Source organism: Nostoc sp. (genome assembly GCF_036919495.1).
Taxonomy (GTDB): domain Bacteria; phylum Cyanobacteriota; class Cyanobacteriia; order Cyanobacteriales; family Nostocaceae; genus Nostoc.
Genome location: NZ_JBALBZ010000134.1, coordinates 44,585 through 61,868, shown reverse-complemented (window position 1 = coordinate 61,868; position 17,284 = coordinate 44,585). Strand labels below are relative to the sequence as shown.

The 17,284-nt window shown below is 40.5% G+C and carries 12 protein-coding genes and 1 tRNA gene; 10 read left to right on the top strand and 3 right to left on the bottom strand.

Going from position 1 to position 17,284, the window contains the following annotated elements:
- Positions 1–70: 70 nt before the first annotated feature.
- Both V7K25_RS18695 and V7K25_RS18690 read right to left on the bottom strand, forming a co-directional pair.
- Complete coding sequence (locus V7K25_RS18695; RefSeq protein WP_335160008.1) at positions 71–388, bottom strand: hypothetical protein; 318 nt, start codon at positions 386–388, stop codon at positions 71–73.
- A gap of 81 nt (positions 389–469) precedes the next feature.
- The gene (locus V7K25_RS18690) at positions 470–1,663 is read right to left on the bottom strand and encodes an aminotransferase class V-fold PLP-dependent enzyme (protein ID WP_335160007.1); all 1,194 of its coding nucleotides are present in this window, start codon (positions 1,661–1,663) and stop codon (positions 470–472) included.
- 167 nt (positions 1,664–1,830) lie between these two features.
- Between V7K25_RS18690 and V7K25_RS18685 the strand changes: the two genes are divergently transcribed.
- The 9 genes from V7K25_RS18685 to V7K25_RS18645 all read left to right on the top strand — a co-directional run bounded on the left by V7K25_RS18685 (position 1,831) and on the right by V7K25_RS18645 (position 13,779).
- A complete protein-coding gene (locus V7K25_RS18685) occupies positions 1,831–3,291 on the top strand; it encodes a TM0106 family RecB-like putative nuclease (RefSeq protein WP_335160006.1) in 1,461 nt (486 codons plus the stop codon).
- A gap of 130 nt (positions 3,292–3,421) precedes the next feature.
- The gene (locus V7K25_RS18680) at positions 3,422–4,606 is read left to right on the top strand and encodes an esterase-like activity of phytase family protein (RefSeq protein ID WP_335160005.1); all 1,185 of its coding nucleotides are present in this window, start codon (positions 3,422–3,424) and stop codon (positions 4,604–4,606) included.
- Between the two features lie 283 nt (positions 4,607–4,889).
- Complete coding sequence (locus V7K25_RS18675) at positions 4,890–6,518, top strand: serine/threonine protein kinase (protein WP_335160004.1); 1,629 nt, start codon at positions 4,890–4,892, stop codon at positions 6,516–6,518.
- A 102-nt stretch (positions 6,519–6,620) separates the two neighbouring features.
- Positions 6,621–8,147 carry a serine/threonine protein kinase gene (locus tag V7K25_RS18670; protein WP_335160003.1) on the top strand — a complete coding sequence of 509 codons (1,527 nt, stop codon included), beginning with the start codon at positions 6,621–6,623 and terminating at the stop codon, positions 8,145–8,147.
- 110 nt (positions 8,148–8,257) lie between these two features.
- Positions 8,258–8,331, top strand: a tRNA-Asp gene (locus V7K25_RS18665).
- 138 nt (positions 8,332–8,469) lie between these two features.
- Entirely contained in the window at positions 8,470–9,915 is a 1,446-nt protein-coding gene (gltX, locus tag V7K25_RS18660; protein ID WP_335160002.1) for a glutamate--tRNA ligase, read from the top strand.
- A 350-nt stretch (positions 9,916–10,265) separates the two neighbouring features.
- The gene (locus V7K25_RS18655) at positions 10,266–10,760 is read left to right on the top strand and encodes a hypothetical protein (protein ID WP_335160001.1); all 495 of its coding nucleotides are present in this window, start codon (positions 10,266–10,268) and stop codon (positions 10,758–10,760) included.
- A gap of 364 nt (positions 10,761–11,124) precedes the next feature.
- Positions 11,125–13,011, top strand: a complete 1,887-nt coding sequence (gene ftsH2, locus V7K25_RS18650) for an ATP-dependent zinc metalloprotease FtsH2 (RefSeq protein ID WP_335160000.1) — start codon at positions 11,125–11,127, stop codon at positions 13,009–13,011.
- A 222-nt stretch (positions 13,012–13,233) separates the two neighbouring features.
- Entirely contained in the window at positions 13,234–13,779 is a 546-nt protein-coding gene (locus V7K25_RS18645; protein WP_335159999.1) for a hypothetical protein, read from the top strand.
- Between the two features lie 172 nt (positions 13,780–13,951).
- On the opposite strand, the gene V7K25_RS18640 is transcribed toward V7K25_RS18645, so the two are convergent.
- Entirely contained in the window at positions 13,952–15,262 is a 1,311-nt protein-coding gene (locus tag V7K25_RS18640) for an aminopeptidase P N-terminal domain-containing protein (protein ID WP_335159998.1), read from the bottom strand.
- A gap of 575 nt (positions 15,263–15,837) precedes the next feature.
- Here V7K25_RS18640 and V7K25_RS18635 point away from each other — a divergent pair.
- Positions 15,838–17,079 carry an FG-GAP repeat domain-containing protein gene (locus V7K25_RS18635; protein WP_335159997.1) on the top strand — a complete coding sequence of 414 codons (1,242 nt, stop codon included), beginning with the start codon at positions 15,838–15,840 and terminating at the stop codon, positions 17,077–17,079.
- The last annotated feature ends 205 nt before the right edge of the window (positions 17,080–17,284 follow it).

Below are 17,284 nucleotides of genomic sequence, written 5' to 3'. Positions count from 1 at the left end.
AATCACTGCTTTAAGTTATGCAAAGCAGCGCAATTAAGTATTTTAGGATTTTCTAGAGATTTAGATATACTCACCAATTTTTCTCCAGCTTAAAGCTTCCATACAAAATAGTAATTTGAAAAATATCTGTATGAAAGAGTGCAGGTTGTAAGTAATTTTCCTTACCTAAGAAAAAATCAATTATATCTGCTTCTACGTCACAGGCATCTTCAGGAAAGAGCAAATTCCATTTTATTTCTCGACAATTGTAAAAAACAAAACGATAGGGCAAACGCTTATCAGGGTTGTATACACAATCAATATATACTTCTTTACCCCATAACACGACTTGTACGTTCGTAATCAAAGAAGTAGAATTTCCTAAAGCGAGTAAAGCGAAGTCATCCATAATGTAACTCTTCATTTGACACATTTAATATAGGGAATTAAAATAATAATTCCCAGAGAGACAACTTATAACTCCTAATTTTTAACTATTTCTGCTAAAACTTTGAATCGCCTCAATCAACTGGTCGATTTCCGATTCTAAAGTAAAGTAATGGACGGTAATGCGTATACAGCTAGGATTGGCAATTGTCCGAGTTAATATTCTTTGTGAGTCTAAAAATTGCACCAACTTGAGATTAGATTGAGGCTGATTATTTGCAAGTTGGAACGAGACGATACCGCTTTCGGGTGGGGAAGTTCGCAGACACTTGATATCAGGTAACGCCACTAAGCGCCGCCAAAGGTAGTCACTGTTTTGGCAAATTTGCTCGTAACGTTCCTGTGAGGTTCCCCATTGCTGATGGATTGCGATCGCTTCCTTTAACCCAACATACAAGGGATAAGCTAATGTAGACACTTCGTATCGTCGTCCATCTGGAAGCCAATCCACAGGCTGAGATTGACTATCCACAACAATGCCATTCAAACCAATAAACGTAGGTTTTAGGCTTTCTCGTGCTTCTGGTCGGACATACAAGCCACCAGCACCCGCAGGGCCACATAACCATTTGTGACCAGTGAAAGCATAAAAATCTACTCCCAATTCAGTTAAATTTAAAGGCAACAAACCAGCAGATTGGGCAGCATCTATCAGTAAGAAAGAATGATTATTCCTGCATACTTCGGCAATTTTATCAAGAGGTAAAACTTGACCAGTATTCCAGAAAACATGACTTAATATTACAAGACGGGTATTAGGGCGTAAGTGCTGGGCAATAACTTTTACAGGGTCGCCCTCATTTAAAGTCGCCTTGAGAGGACAGGTGGTAACTTCCACCGCAAATCTTCGCGCGATTTCTTGTGTTGTGGCAATTACGCCTGGATGTTCGCAGTCTGAAAGCAGTATATGGTCGCCAGCACGCCACTCAATGCCCCACATGGCGATATTACAGCCAACAGTGACATTCTGCGTAAGAGTAATTGTTTCGCTTGGTGCGTGTAACTCCGAAGCGATCGCAACTCTTGCAGCTTGAGTCTGGGGTGCTATCCAGCGATACGCCTCATTACCAAAGGGGCCTATTTGCTGAACATAAGCTTGAGTTTGGGCGATCGCATCCATTGCCCTTTGGGGCATCGGCCCTTGTCCCCCATAATTGAAATAAGTCTTATTCGCTAAAGCCGGAAATTGCTCTCGATGGCTATGCAACCTGGTTTGTGTAGCAGAAGTACTGGTCATACCAATTTTAGATTTTAGATTGTAGATTTTGGATTAGTCAAAAATCATTGATCGTTATTTATTTTTTACTCATCTCCCTCATCCCCCTCATCTCCTCCATTCTCTCACTTCATCATTAATTGTCTGAGTTACTCCCAGACTGTACTAATTCTTGTTAACTTAAAAGAATGCTAATTAATGCTGAACTCCTACTGCAATATCAACGCTGTAAACGTCGGACTTTTCTAGATATCCACGGTGACAAAAGTCAGCGCGATGCTCCCAATGAGTTGCTACGGAAACTACAACAGGACAAAATCGCTCATCAGCTGAGTGCTTTGGCAAAGGTGACTTATCACCAACCAGATTATTCTTATGGAAATTGGGAAGCGGCAGAGGCAGCAACTTTAGAATTGATGCAGCGTGGGGTTGAGTATATCTATAAGGGAGTACTGTTAGCAACTTATTCTGAAGGATATACCTTGCTAAGTCGTCCAGATTTACTCGTCAAACGACCAGGAAAATCCTGCTTTGGTGATTGGATCTATGTTCCGGCTAGTATTGAACTGGGTAAGCGCCCTAAGCAAGAATATCAAGTTGTTGCCGCATTTCACGCCCAGGTATTGGCAACAATACAAGATTTAGCACCAGAAACAGCTTGGCTGATATTGCGTACCAAAGATAGAAATTATTCTGTGGATTTGCTCAAATGGACACCACGGATGCAGCAGATTCTGGAGGAGTTTATTCAAGTTTTAGAGTTACAAAATCCGCCAGAGGTGTTTATTTCTCGGCAAAAGTGCAATCTTTGCCATTGGTATAGTCAATGTTATGCGATCGCTCAATCTGAAAAACATCTCTCATTATTACCAGGGGTAACGCCTCTTCGCTACACTCAACTCCAAGACGTAGCCATCACTACACTAGAATCTCTCGCTAACACCAGTCCCAGCACCTTAGAAAACCTAGTTGGTTTTGACAGGGAAGTAGCGCCTAAACTTATAGTGCAAGCTCAATCTTCACTAGAAAAACGACCATTAATATTACCCTACCCGCTACCAACAGAAGATATTACATTTACAGCACCCGTAGAGCTTTACTTTGATATTGAGGCACAGCCAGACTTAGATTTAAATTATCTCTTGGGGGTTTTGGTCGTTGATAGGCTTGCCAATACAGAACAGTTTTATTCGTTTTTAGCAGATAAACCAGAAGACGAAGAATTAGTTTGGCAGCAATTTTTGGATTTGGTTTGGCAATATCCCGAAGCGCCAATTTACCATTTTTGTGTCTACGAGTTTGATACAGTTAAACGGTTGGCAAGGCTTTACAACACTCCTTCCTCCTTAGTGCGTCCTGTACTGAGCCGATTTGTGGATGTATATGAACAATTAACCCAAAGTGTAGCATTGCCTGTAGAAAGCTATGCCCTGAAAGCGATCGCCCGTTGGTTAGGATTCGAGTGGCGGGAAAAAGAAGCTAGTGGTGCTAAATGTATTTACTGGTATGATCAGTGGCTAGAAACAGGCGATCGCAGCTTACTAGAAATTATCCAAAGCTACAACGAAGATGACTGTCGCGCTACCCTCAGAGTGAAAAACTGGCTGGTAAACTTTTTTCAGGATGAATATGGTTTGCGCCTAGCTTAAGTAATTTCGGATTTTTTAAAGCTTTTCAATTGCTTAGAATACATGTTATTTGTAGCGGTGTGCAGATGTGAACCCTGCTTGCTTCAGTGTGATCTTTTATTTAGAATTTTTCCACTTCAACAAAAAATATATGCACCTAGTTAAAAATATCTTCAAACTTCCACAAATTATTTACTTTTTTATCCCAATTCTACTTATCATTATTTTATTCAATTTTTTACCTATAAATGCTGTTGAAATCAGTAGCATAGAGTTTATCGGAGAAGCTACTTTAGCAAAAGGTTTAACCTTACAAAAAACTGAAATTGGAGGTTTATCTGGAATTACCTATGATGCAAAAAACAACCTTTATTATGCTATTTCCGATGACCGTGGACAAAAAGCTGCCGCCCGTTTCTACACTCTGAAAATAGACTTAAGCAAGGGTTACCTACAAAAGGGTAAAGTTGTTCCTGTCAGCGTTACCACATTATTAAATGAAAATAGGCAAACATTTCGCCCTGGTGAAACTGATACAGAAGGTATTACCTTAACTGATAAAGGAACTGTATTTATTTCTTCTGAAGGCGATGCTGTAAAATTAATTAATCCTTTTATTAAACAGTTCTCATTATCTTCTGGTAGAGAAATTAGCACACTTACCATACCAAACAAATTTTTGCCCGAAAAAAGTGGTAAACAAGGTATTCGCAACAATTTGGCTTTTGAAAGTCTTACCATCACACCCGATAAAAAGCATCTATTCACAGCCACCGAAAATGCTCTAATTCAAGATGGTGTCGCAGCGAAAGCTAACATTGGTACTCCTTGTCGGATTTTGCAATACAACTTGCTCAACAACCAGCCAGAAAAAGAATTCCTTTACCAAACAGAACCAGTTTCTCCCTTTTTGAATGTGACTGGCAAATTCGCTAGTGGGTTACCTGATTTACTTTCTCTGGATAATCAAGGACACTTCCTAAGTTTAGAACGGTCTTTTACTGGTATAGGATTTGCTATTTCTCTATTTCAGGTTTCTTTAGAAGGATCTGATGATATTCATCAAATAAATAGTCTTTTAGCAGTTGACTCCAAGAAGATTAAACCAGTTCAGAAAAAACTTCTGTTAGATTTGAGAACCCTAGATGTGCTGCTAGACAACATTGAAGGCTTAACTCTTGGCCCTAAACTACCCGATGGTCAGCAATCATTAATTCTCATCAGTGATAACAATTTCAACTCCCTGCAACGCACCCAGATACTAGCCTTTAAAATTAAAATTGAAACACCATTAATCAGATTATTACGCCGTTTATTACCGAATCTCAACCCTTAGCCATACAGAGGTATTAGGGTTTTAATACCATTTACTTTTCCTGTGTATTCACGGAATTTACTAGCCAGCTTTATCTAGCTTATTTGTAGCTTCCGTGTAATTTCTCAACCCTATTGCTTAATAGATATGTTACACAATATTTAGGAGATTTTTCGAGAGATTAACCATGATTACAGGATATGATTAGTTTTCTACAAATTATGATACTTTCTAAATTTAAATTTAATAATTAACTAGACTTATTAAAGTATTTTGCCAACAATATTTTTTATATATGATTTTTATGTCACCAAATAAAATTGAGAATATGGTAGGGCAAAAAGTAGAATTAGACAATTACATTGGACAGTTTTTAAATAATCGCTATTTAATCAGAGATTTGATTGGCAAAGGTGGTATGGGTAGAGTTTATTTAGCAGAAGATACTGCTAAAGGTGGTATGCCGATCGCAGTCAAAATTTTATCACTCAGTTTGGCGAACCAGCACATGTCCCAACGCTTTGCTAGAGAGATTTTTATCGGCGCTCAATTGGGCCGCAAAAGTAAACATATTGTTCGCATATTAAGTTATGGCGTTACTGAAGATAAAACTCCGTTTTATGTTATGGAATGCCTGCAAGGAAAAAATCTCAAACAAATTCTTAAAGTTCAGCCCTTAACAATATCGAAATTTTTGGAGATTTGTAATCAAATTTGTTTAGGCTTACAATGTGCCCACCAAGGTATCAGCCTCAAAGGAGAGATTTATCCTATTGTTCATAGAGATATTAAACCAGAAAATATATTCATTACTGAAGATAGTAAACAAGGAGAAATTGTTAAAATACTAGATTTTGGTATTGCCAAGTTTTTAACAGAGCGAAGTGGGATGACGCTAACAAATTCTTTTATTGGCAGTTTACCTTACTGTTCTCCCGAACACATGGAAGGGCAAAAATTACTAGATGTCCGCTCTGATATTTACAGTTTGGGAGTACTAATGTTTGAGATGCTGACAGGAAAGCATCCATTTCAGACTCAGACAAAAAGTAACTCCTTTGGTACTTGGTATCAAGCGCATCGCTTTCAAATTCCACCTACCCTTGAGGAAGTGAACCCGCAAGTCAAAATTCCGCAGGTGTTAGAAAAAATAGTGATGAGTTGTTTAGCTAAAGATGTAAGCGATCGCCCTCAAAATATCAACCAAATATTAGAAGATTTAGAAAAAGTTAATATTCAAATTAATGATGCTATTCCTAACAATAGTAGTGACATTATTCAACTTTCATTTCCGGTTCAATTAGTACCTTCAACTTTATTATCAGAAAAAGAGTGTTTGCAGAAGAAGTGGCCAAAAAATAAACCAATTGCGCCAATTGGGTTTCCCCATTTACTACAAACAACTGAAAGAGCTATACCAACTTTTTGGGCAATGTTACCCAAACAAGAAATTACAAAATTTTTAGATAAAATGCATGTTACTGAATTTATCAGTAAAATAAATGTTTACCCGATGTTATTGTGGGTAACCGTACTATATGATGCCCAACTTTCTATGACTAAGTGGTTACCTTATTTTCTGGATTTAAAAGATAATAAAGGTCAGAATATAGCACGTACTTTAGCAGAAGTAGGCTACTATCATCTACTATTTTTTGCCATAGAAGATCCAACTCATTGCTCTCATGTAACAACTTTAAGCCTTACGGCTAACCAGCGCCAGCACCTTATAGATTGTTTAGAGATAAGTCAACATTCAACTGAATTAATTCTGTTTAATCAAGCCAAAAATCTTCTAAAAGCAGATTATGAAAAGTTGAAATTAGATATCTTACACAAGTTAAACGCAGAGCAAAAATCTGAGACAGAAGGTTTAAAAAATTTGATGGATAAATTTTTGGAGATGTTTTTAAAAGTTTTATCACATCCTTGAAAGTCTGCTATCACAATAAAAATGCTTTCTAATATTACCTAATGATATTTGTATATGTCTATATGCTAACTTTAAATATACTCAGCAACAGAGGTGAATAAAGTGAATAAAAGCCCATTTACATCTCCAACTAGTACGGGCTTGCTTGCCAATCGTTATCAAATCAAGCAATTAATTGGTAGCGGTGGCATGGGTGAAGTTTTTTTAGCAAATGATATTTTGTTAGGAGGCACACCAGTTGCTATCAAGTTTTTGACTCAAACTGTTGTCGATAATAAAATGCAACAAGACTTTGCTCGTGAAGCTTTAATGAGCGCAGCTTTGAGTCAAAATAGTTTACATATAGTCCGGGCGTATGATTATGGTGTAAATGAGAAAGGAAAACCATACTACGTCATGGAATATCTATGTGGTAAGAGTTTAAAGGATTTAATTCCGCTAGCACTGCCCATGTTTTTGACTCTCTCCCGCCAAATTTGTTTGGGCTTACAGTGCGCCCATCAAGGCATTAATATTGATGGCAAAATTTTTCCGTTAGTTCATAGAGATATTAAACCTGCCAATATATTAGTTATTCCCGATCCGATATTGGGCCAGTTAGTTAAAATTCTCGATTTTGGTATTGCTAGATTTTTGAATTATGCATCATCAACAGCTAGTACAAGCAGAGGATTTAATGGCACTTTACCTTACTGTTCTCCAGAACAGCTAGATGGGGAAAAATTAGATAGTTGCTCTGATATTTATAGTCTGGGTGTGATGATGTTTGAAATGCTCACAGGCAAAAAACCTTGGGAACCAGAAACTGATTACTTTGGTGCTTGGTATAAAGCACATCACTTTGAGCAACCAAAAGCGATCGCAGATGTTCAACCTACTCTTAAAATACCTCAAAAGCTAAATAATTTAATTATGTCTTGTCTTGCGAAAAAATCTTGCGATCGCCCACAAAATATCGCTCAAATTTTGCAAGTATTAAACAGTTTAGAAGAGTCTAATTATCCCAGTATACCTACAATACCTCCTAGCTCCATTCTTAGCCGTCCTTTAGATTCAGGTTTACCAATCATAGTAGAACAAAGCTGTCGCAAACTTTTGTGGCCTCAAAATAAACCAATTCAAGAAATTGTTTTTCCCCAGCTTATAGACACTGCACAGGGAGCTATAACAGCACTATGGTTGATGTTGCCTAAACAAGAAATCAAAAACTATGCCCTTTCTACCCGTTATAACCACTTTATCTTTATGACATCCCCTCACCCAATGCTTTTATGGGTGACTGTACTCTACAATCGGCGATTGGCTCCTAAGTGGCTACCATGCTATTTAGATATGCAAAATCCCCAAAATCTTAAACTGGTAAATTTCCTGGCTGAAAATGAACACTATCCTTTGATTTTCTTTACTCTGGAAGCACCACATTCCTGCACTAACGTTCTCAGTAGTCGCATCGAGCCAACTCAGCGACAAATGTTGAAGAACTGGGCGCAACAAATTCATAGTCTACCACCAGCTTCTCAACCCCAGTTGAGCAAACAGCTATTAAAGCAGCAGTATAAACAAATGCAATCTCGCATATTGCAGCATCTGGAATCACAGCCACAGGTTGTATTACCCTGCTCTATTTGAGGAAAAATCTGCACCTTGGAAAGACGCGACAAAAAGAATTTCTAATTTCTAACTCCAAAACGCTTGACAATTAGAAAAAAAATAGTGATAATAGCAAAGTTGCCAAACAAGGGACTGTAGTTCAATTGGTTAGAGCACCGCCCTGTCACGGCGGAAGTTGCGGGTTCGAGCCCCGTCAGTCCCGTTCTAAATTTAAGAGTAGTAAATCACTGAACTGAACTTCGGTGATTTTGGATTTTGAATTCCCCAAAGGGATTGACCCAGAATTCAAGGTTTGAATATAAGCTACATTTATCATGCTTTCCGAAAGAGAGAATTAACTGTGACTGTCAGAGTCCGTATTGCGCCAAGTCCAACCGGAAATTTACATATTGGTACAGCTAGAACTGCTGTATTTAACTGGTTGTTTGCCCGCCACCACGGCGGGAAATTTATCCTGCGAATAGAAGACACAGATTTAGAGCGATCGCGTCCCGAATACACCGACAATATTCTTGAAGGATTGAGTTGGCTAGGACTGAACTGGGATGAAGGGCCATTTTTCCAATCTCAACGCCTGGATATTTATAAGGAAGCAGTGCAAAAACTGCTAGATCAAGGATTAGCCTATCGCTGCTACACCACTTCTGAAGAACTAGAGGCTCTCCGAGAAGCCCAAAAAGCTAGAGGCGAAGCTCCTCGTTATGACAACCGTCACCGCAATCTCACGCCAGAACAACGCGCCGCATTTGAAGCAGAAGGTCGCTCCTCTGTGATTCGCTTCAAAATCGAAGATGGGCGGGAAATTGTCTGGAACGACCTAGTAAGGGGAAAGATGTCTTGGCGAGGTAGCGATTTAGGTGGTGATATGGTTATCGCCCGCGCCTCAGAAGAAGGTAGCGGCCAACCTTTATACAACTTTGTCGTTGTAGTGGATGACATCGATATGCAAATCACCCATGTCATTCGGGGAGAAGACCATATTGCCAACACCGCCAAGCAAATTCTGTTGTATGAAGCAATGGGTGCAAAAATCCCAGAGTTTTCTCACACGCCGCTAATTTTGAACATGGAAGGGCGCAAGCTTTCTAAGCGAGATGGTGTTACTTCCATTTCTGAATTTCAGCAAATGGGCTTTACTGCTGAAGGCTTGGTGAATTACATGACATTGCTGGGTTGGTCGCCACCGGACTCGACGCAAGAAATATTTACCTTAGAAGAAGCAGCAAAAGAATTTGGTTTTGAGCGTGTAAATAAAGCAGGTGCAAAGTTTGACTGGGACAAGCTGGATTGGTTGAACAGTCAGTATATCCACAAGACGCCAGTAGATCAACTGACAGATTTACTGATACCCTATTGGCAAGCAGTTGGGTATAAATTTGATAGTGGACGCGATCGCTCCTGGTTAGAACAGTTAGTAAGTTTAATTAGCCAGAGTTTGACTCGTTTAGTAGATGCAGTAGCTCAAAGCAAACTGTTTTTTAGCGACACAGTTGAATTTAGCGACGAAGGTAGTACACAACTCAAGCAAGAAGGTTCTACTGCTGTCCTTGAGGCGATTGTCACAGCCTTAGAAAATCAGCCGCAACTGTCGGAAGCTGCCGCCCAGGATATTATTAAACAAGTGGTGAAAGAGCAAAAAGTCAAAAAAGGTTTGGTAATGCGATCGCTCAGAGCAGCCTTAACTGGGGATGTTCATGGCCCCGACCTTATACAATCTTGGTTACTACTAAATCAGATTGGTTTAGATAAGTCACGCTTGAGTAAGGCAATAACAGAAGCTAATTAGCGATTACAACAATTTTTAGATGGATCTGGGAGTGGAAAGAGACGCGATTAATCGCATCTGTACGGAGTGGTAAGTGAGGGATTATAAGAATTCTTCCCCCATTCCCCATTCCCCATTCCCCATTCCCCATTCCCCATTCCCCATTTCCGACTCGCGACTCCCTACCTTCACCCATAAATTTTGGATTGATTAAGTAATAGAGCAACTATAAGAACAAGAAATCATTAACTAATTACTAATGAATTATCCCCACTTTAAAATCTAAAATAGGTAGTCAATTATCCTCACGTTGGGAACTTGGTGTGTAAAATTCATGTCTTCAAAAACACTTAGAAGCGAACGTAATTACAATGCCAACAAAAGCGCTCAATAGTGGGATGAGATTATCGTTCATGATAGTTATGCTGTTCATCACATCAACAGTAAATACTGCCGTTGATGCTGAGGAAACGCCAACGATATTTGGAGATGTCACCATTAGCCCTCAGTTTTCTCCAGATCCCCTGACAGTTCGCGGGATGAGTGGTGGTTCAATATCTGGGAGTCAAGTAGGTGGGAGAAGTGAAACAGCTACTGGTCCTTGCACCGGATTTGTTGATGTAACACCAGACCACACATTAGCGCTAACAAGTAAATTTGACTACCTAAAGCTGCAAATACAAAGTCCTGAAGACACCACCATCATTATCAAGGGGCCCGGTGGTACTTGGTGCAATGACGATTTTGATGGCAAAAATGCTGGCATGATTGGTGAATGGCTGCCTGGAAATTACGAAGTTTGGGTTGGTTCCTACGAAAAAGACAAGTATCTTCCTTACACTCTACAAATTACAGAAGTTAAGTAGGGAATGGGGAATGGGGCATTGGGCATTGCTTATTTCCCTGATCTCCCTCATCTCCCTCACTGCCCCTAATAATGATTGAGAGAGGCTGGAACAACACGAGGAACATTCTGGAGAAATTATTCAGTGTCTTTGCATCCGGTTGCGCTCCCTTTTCTCGTGCGATTTTGTATTAAAATTAAGTTAACTTTGATTAAGATTCTTGTTGGCATCGCCATAATGCGCCAATCGCTGTATGGGAGTGCATATAAGAGATCAAATTACACAAAATGGATTTATAAACATCCGTTTAACAGCTTAAAGTCGCATGATGAACATTCGGTTACTAAGGCTGATGAATTGTATAGGCATCTAGAGGCAAATTAAGATGAAATTCTCTTGGAAAGTCGTAGTACTCTGGACATTGCCTGCTTTGGTAATTGGTTTTTTCTTTTGGCAAGGGGCTTTTGCAGGCGCTCCTACTGACATGAGTAAGAATGCAGCCAATACGCGCATGACCTATGGTCGCTTTCTAGAATACCTGGATGGCGATCGCGTCACCAGCGTGGATCTGTACGAAGGCGGTAGGACAGCAATTATAGAAGCCCGCGATCCAGACATCGAAAATCGTATCCAAAGGTGGCGGGTGGATTTGCCTGTTAACGCTCCTGAGTTAATTAGCAAGCTCAAAGAAAAAGACATTAGTTTTGATGCTCACCCAATGCGGAATGATGGCGCAATTTGGGGATTGTTGGGCAATCTCATATTCCCAGTTTTATTGATTACTGGGCTGTTCTTTTTGTTCCGGCGTTCTAGCAACCTGCCCGGCGGGCCAGGTCAAGCGATGAACTTTGGCAAATCCAAGGCGCGTTTCCAAATGGAAGCGAAAACCGGGGTCAAATTTGACGACGTAGCCGGGATTGAAGAAGCTAAGGAAGAACTACAAGAAGTCGTCACTTTCCTGAAGCAGCCAGAAAGATTTACTGCTGTAGGCGCACGGATTCCCAAGGGAGTGCTGTTAGTTGGGCCTCCTGGAACTGGTAAAACTTTACTAGCAAAAGCGATCGCTGGTGAAGCAGGTGTACCTTTCTTCAGTATTTCCGGTTCGGAATTTGTGGAAATGTTCGTTGGTGTGGGTGCATCCCGCGTCCGCGATTTGTTTAAGAAAGCCAAAGACAACGCTCCCTGTATCATCTTCATCGATGAAATCGACGCAGTTGGACGGCAACGCGGCGCTGGTATCGGTGGCGGTAACGACGAGAGAGAGCAAACCCTCAACCAGTTGCTCACCGAAATGGACGGCTTTGAAGGTAATACAGGCATTATTATTATTGCTGCCACCAACCGTCCCGACGTACTAGATTCAGCTTTGTTACGTCCCGGTCGCTTTGACAGACAAGTAACTGTCGATGCACCCGATATCAAAGGGCGTTTGGAAATCTTGCAAGTCCATTCACGCAACAAGAAATTAGATAATAGTGTATCTTTGGATGCGATCGCTCGCCGCACTCCTGGATTCACTGGTGCTGACTTAGCCAACTTGCTCAACGAAGCGGCAATTTTGACTGCTAGAAGACGCAAAGAAGCTATCACCCTCCGCGAAATTGATGATGCGGTAGATCGGGTAGTCGCTGGGATGGAAGGTACTCCTTTGGTAGACAGCAAGAGCAAGCGCTTAATTGCATACCACGAAATTGGACATGCTTTGGTTGGGACTTTGTTAAAAGACCATGACCCAGTGCAGAAAGTTACCTTAATTCCAAGAGGACAAGCGCAAGGTTTAACTTGGTTTACTCCCAACGAAGAACAAGGGTTAATTTCTCGTTCTCAGTTGAAAGCCAGGATTACTGGTGCTTTGGGCGGTCGCGCTGCTGAGGAAGTAATTTTTGGGGCTGCCGAAGTTACAACTGGCGCTGGTGGAGACTTGCAACAGTTATCGGGAATGGCGCGGCAGATGGTGACTCGTTTCGGGATGTCCGACTTAGGGCCATTGTCGTTGGAAAGCCAGCAGGGTGAAGTGTTCTTGGGTCGTGACTGGACAACCCGATCTGAGTATTCCGAATCTATCGCCTCTCGCATTGATGGACAAGTGCGAGCGATCGTGGAAGAATGCTACGAAAACGCTAAGAAGATTGTCCGTGAACATCGTACTGTCACCGATCGCTTAGTCGATTTGCTCATCGAAAAAGAAACCATTGACGGCGAAGAATTCCGCCAGATTGTCGCTGAGTACGCTGAAGTTCCTGAGAAACAACAGTATGTACCGCAACTGTAGTAATAGCTGACTCTTTTCTGGGCTAATACGTGGGAATGAGTAAAAAAAGCTAAAAAAATGAGGATGCTATGTGCCATCCTCATTTTTTTTACCTCATCTACTATTTTTGAAGCGATTTCAAGATAGCACTCTAATTTTTGGATTTTACCAATCAAATAAAAATCCGAAACTGGCAAGATGGCTATTGTATATAAATATCTACTCCTTTTTTATTTACAGAAAATGAATAGCAAAGCTAAATTATTGACTTTTGGCATCGTAACGCTTGCTCTTTCTTCTCTAACTGTCGGCACAGTTGTAGCACAGGCGAAACTGACAAATAAATCAAAATTGTTCATCAATGGTATCGGAGAGGTAAGAGTTGGGATGACTGTTTCCCAAGCGGCAAAGGCTGCTGGTACTAAGCTAGCGGGAGATTCGCCGAATAACAGTTGCTACTATGTTAAGCCACAAAACGAACCCAAAAATCTTTCGTTCATGGTTACAAAAGGTCGCATTTCTAGAGTAGATGTGCGGCAGAATACTCAGATTACTACCTTAAAAGGTGCAAAAATTGGCGACACCGAAGCGCAAATCAAGTCTCTCTACCCAGGACAAATTAAAGTCACACCTCATAAATACGTCCAAGGCGGACACTACTTGACATTTATCCCGAAAGACCATGCTAACCAGAACTATCGTGTGGTATTCGAGACTGACGGTAAGCGTGTTACTCAGTTTCGGTCAGGTAAACTACCGGAAGTTGAATTTGTTGAAGGCTGTTCTTGATTTAATAACTTTCTGTTATTGCTCTTATTGCTAAAAGTGATGATCGCTGTGATTTTGTCAAACCTACGACCCCTGTAATATTTTTTAATTCCGTCGAACTCACGTCTTTAAAGTTTAACTGTGATTTTTTAGCTTAAATTATCTTAGGGATGGTACATACCATCCCCATTTTTTATCTTTCCAGTTCATCCACGGCTTTGGGAACTCCCGCAGTTAACACTTCATGTCCATCAGATGTAACTAACACATCATCCTCAATGCGAATACCAATGCCAACCCATCGAGGATCAGTCTCTGGTTGGTCTTCTGCTAGTTTAGTATCAGGCACAATATATAGTCCCGGTTCCACTGTCAAAATTTGACCTGGTTGTAAAATCTGCGGTTTATCTTCACCGTGCTGGTAAACTCCCACATCATGAACATCCAACCCTAACCAATGACTGGTGCGATGCATATAATATGGCTTATATTTCTCTTCTTCAATTAACTTATCAATTTCACCTTTGAGGATGCCAAGTTCAACTAAACCTTCCGTGAGAACGCGCACTGCTGTATCATGAACTGATTTGAAGGGATTACCTGGTTTAATTTGAGCGATCGCTTGTTTTTGCGCCTCTAAAACAATCTCATACAGCGTCTTTTGTTCTGGTGTAAATTTACCACCCACAGGAAATGTCCGTGTAATATCCGAGTTGTAATAACCGTAAGCACAACCGGCATCAATTAGCAGTAATTCTCCATCCTGCATTTGACGGTTATTTTCAATGTAGTGCAGTACGCAAGCATTTACACCAGAAGCCACAATCGAAGGATAAGCCGGCCCTAAGCCACCCCGCACTCGAAAGATCCGTTCCATCTCCGCCTGAATTTCGTACTCATAACGTCCGGGTGCGGCAATTTCTTGGGCATAATTGTGTGCTTCGACTGCGATCGCAGCTGCTTGACGCATCAATTCCAACTCTGCTTGACTTTTGATCAATCTCATGCAATTGAGAACAGGGCCAGTATCTTCAATAGCGATCGGCCCAGTACCACGTTTAGGATAAGTTCTTAGTAAACTTTGGTAATGTCGCAGGATTTGGTCATTGAAGTTGCGATCGCGTCCTAAGTGATAGTAAATCCGGTTGGCTTTTTCCAAATACTGCGGCAACTTTTCATCTAACTCACTAATGGGGTATGCTTCGTCAGCACCATAAATTTCCTTGGCTGCATCTACCCCAGAAAGATAACCAGTCCATACTTCCTTTTCGCGATCCTTTGGTTGGACAAACAGCACAAACCGATGTTCTGAATGATGCGGCGCTAACACTGCTACTGCCTGTGGTTCATTAAAACCAGTCAGGTAGAAAAAATCACTGTCTTGGCGATAAACATACTCGACATCGTTGTGCATCACTGCCATTGGCGCACTGCGAAAAATGGCTGTCCCATCACCAATTTTTGCCATTAACTGTTCGCGACGCTGCCGATATTCTGCTTGCATAGCTGATGTATTTATGAAAGTATTGTGTTATTTTACACTTTTCGCAACTAGAGGATGCATTCATGCCTCTTAATAGTTGCTAATCTAAGTTATTCTAACCAATATTTGTTTCCACTCAAGTTATAAATCATTCGAGAATAATCAATTATCTTGAAAAGCTCAGATCCCGGACTTCTTTAAGAAGTCCGGGATCTAGTTATTCATCAATAATTTAGACTTGCTATACAAACTACTATGTAATCACAGCAGTATTACAGACAGAATAATGATTACATAAATGTGTATGTTTTAATTGAACATTTTAAATATCAAAACAATAGATAAAATAATCAATTTTCATCTATAAATCATCATATATGTAAAGCACAAAATAGATTTTGCAATTGCTTATATAGAACTTGAAAATATTATAATAATCCTTTAAAATAAACATAGATTTATATTCAAACAATGACATTAATAAATAAAAAATAGTTATAAAGAAATCTTAAAAAACTGGTAAATGTTATTTCGTTACAGAAAGAGATTATCGAAAAAAGTTAAAAAAATATGACAACCAATAATAAAAATACACCATGCCTGAAAGTACAAATTCCTCACCCTTATCTTTGAATACATCTAAATGGGTATCAGATTCTTTTGCAAAATCACAAATCTTGACAAATTCTTTTGAGAATTTAAATTATGGTTCGACGTTTGGGAATAAGAGTTCCTCACTTGCATTAGAAAATGAACCGGTAACCACGCCTGTCAAAACATCATCAAATCCCAATCCTAATCCTTACATAACTAGTGCGGCGATTACTCCTGACTTTAACGGTGATGGCAAAACGGATAAAGTTTGGGTCGATTCTACAACCGGTGAGATTATCATTCGGTTAATGGATGGAACAAAAGTTATCGAACAAGGTTCTTTAGGTAAATTTGACCTGACTGCCTATGATTACAAAATTGCTGACTTCAATGGTGATAACAAAACCGATTTCTTATTACGCAATAAGACAACAGGTGAAAATAGCATTGTATTGATGGATGGCACAAAAGCTGCTAGTATGGCATCTTTAACCAGCGTTGATCCAGCGTGGACTCCTCAGATTGGGGATTTCAATGGCGATCGCAAAACCGATATCTTCTGGCATAATGCTACAACTGGTGAAAACGCTATTTGGCAGATGGATGGCACCACCGTTCTAAATGCAACTGTTTTAGATAAAACAGACCCAGCACTAACTCCTACCATTGTTGATTTTGACGGCAATGGTAAGAGCGATATTTTCTGGCGCAATCAGACAACCGGCGATAACACCGCTTGGTTTATGGATGGCGTACAAAAAACTGAATTGGCGCTGCAATCACAGGATGCTGCCTGGACTCCTACCTTTGGTGATTTCAACGGCGACTATAAGACTGATATTCTGTGGAGAGACACTCAAACTGGTGAGAACAAGGTTTGGACGATGAATGGTATCTTAGTCACAGAAGGCGCTCTAGGGACACTTGACTCAGCGTGGACTTCTAAAATTGGCGATTTCAACGGTGATGGCAAGACCGATATCTTCTGGCACAATGGCACAACTGGTGAGAATACCGCTTGGTTGATGGATGGTACAACAGTTGCTACTGAAGCTTTCTTACCGACTAATAGCGCAGCTTTGACACCATCCCTTGGCGACTTCAACGGCGATGGCAAGACCGACATCTACTGGCGCGATCAGACAGCCGGTGCAGACAAAATTTGGACTATAGATGGGACGACGGCGGTTGAGACTCCCATCAGCGACGCAGATAAGCTTACCGGAGAGTGGTATACGTTCTAAAAGTACAGACGCGATTAATCGCGTCTGTTAGGAATGAGACTTAAATAACATACAATTTATATCCCTGGTTTACCTCACCCTCAATCCCTCTCCGATATATTGGAGAGGGAAGCTAGAGACAGGATAAAGTTTTGCATCTTATTTAATCCATGTCCCTTAGAAATCTTCCTGCTTCCCCTACTCCTGTGCTCTAAAAACTTGTAAC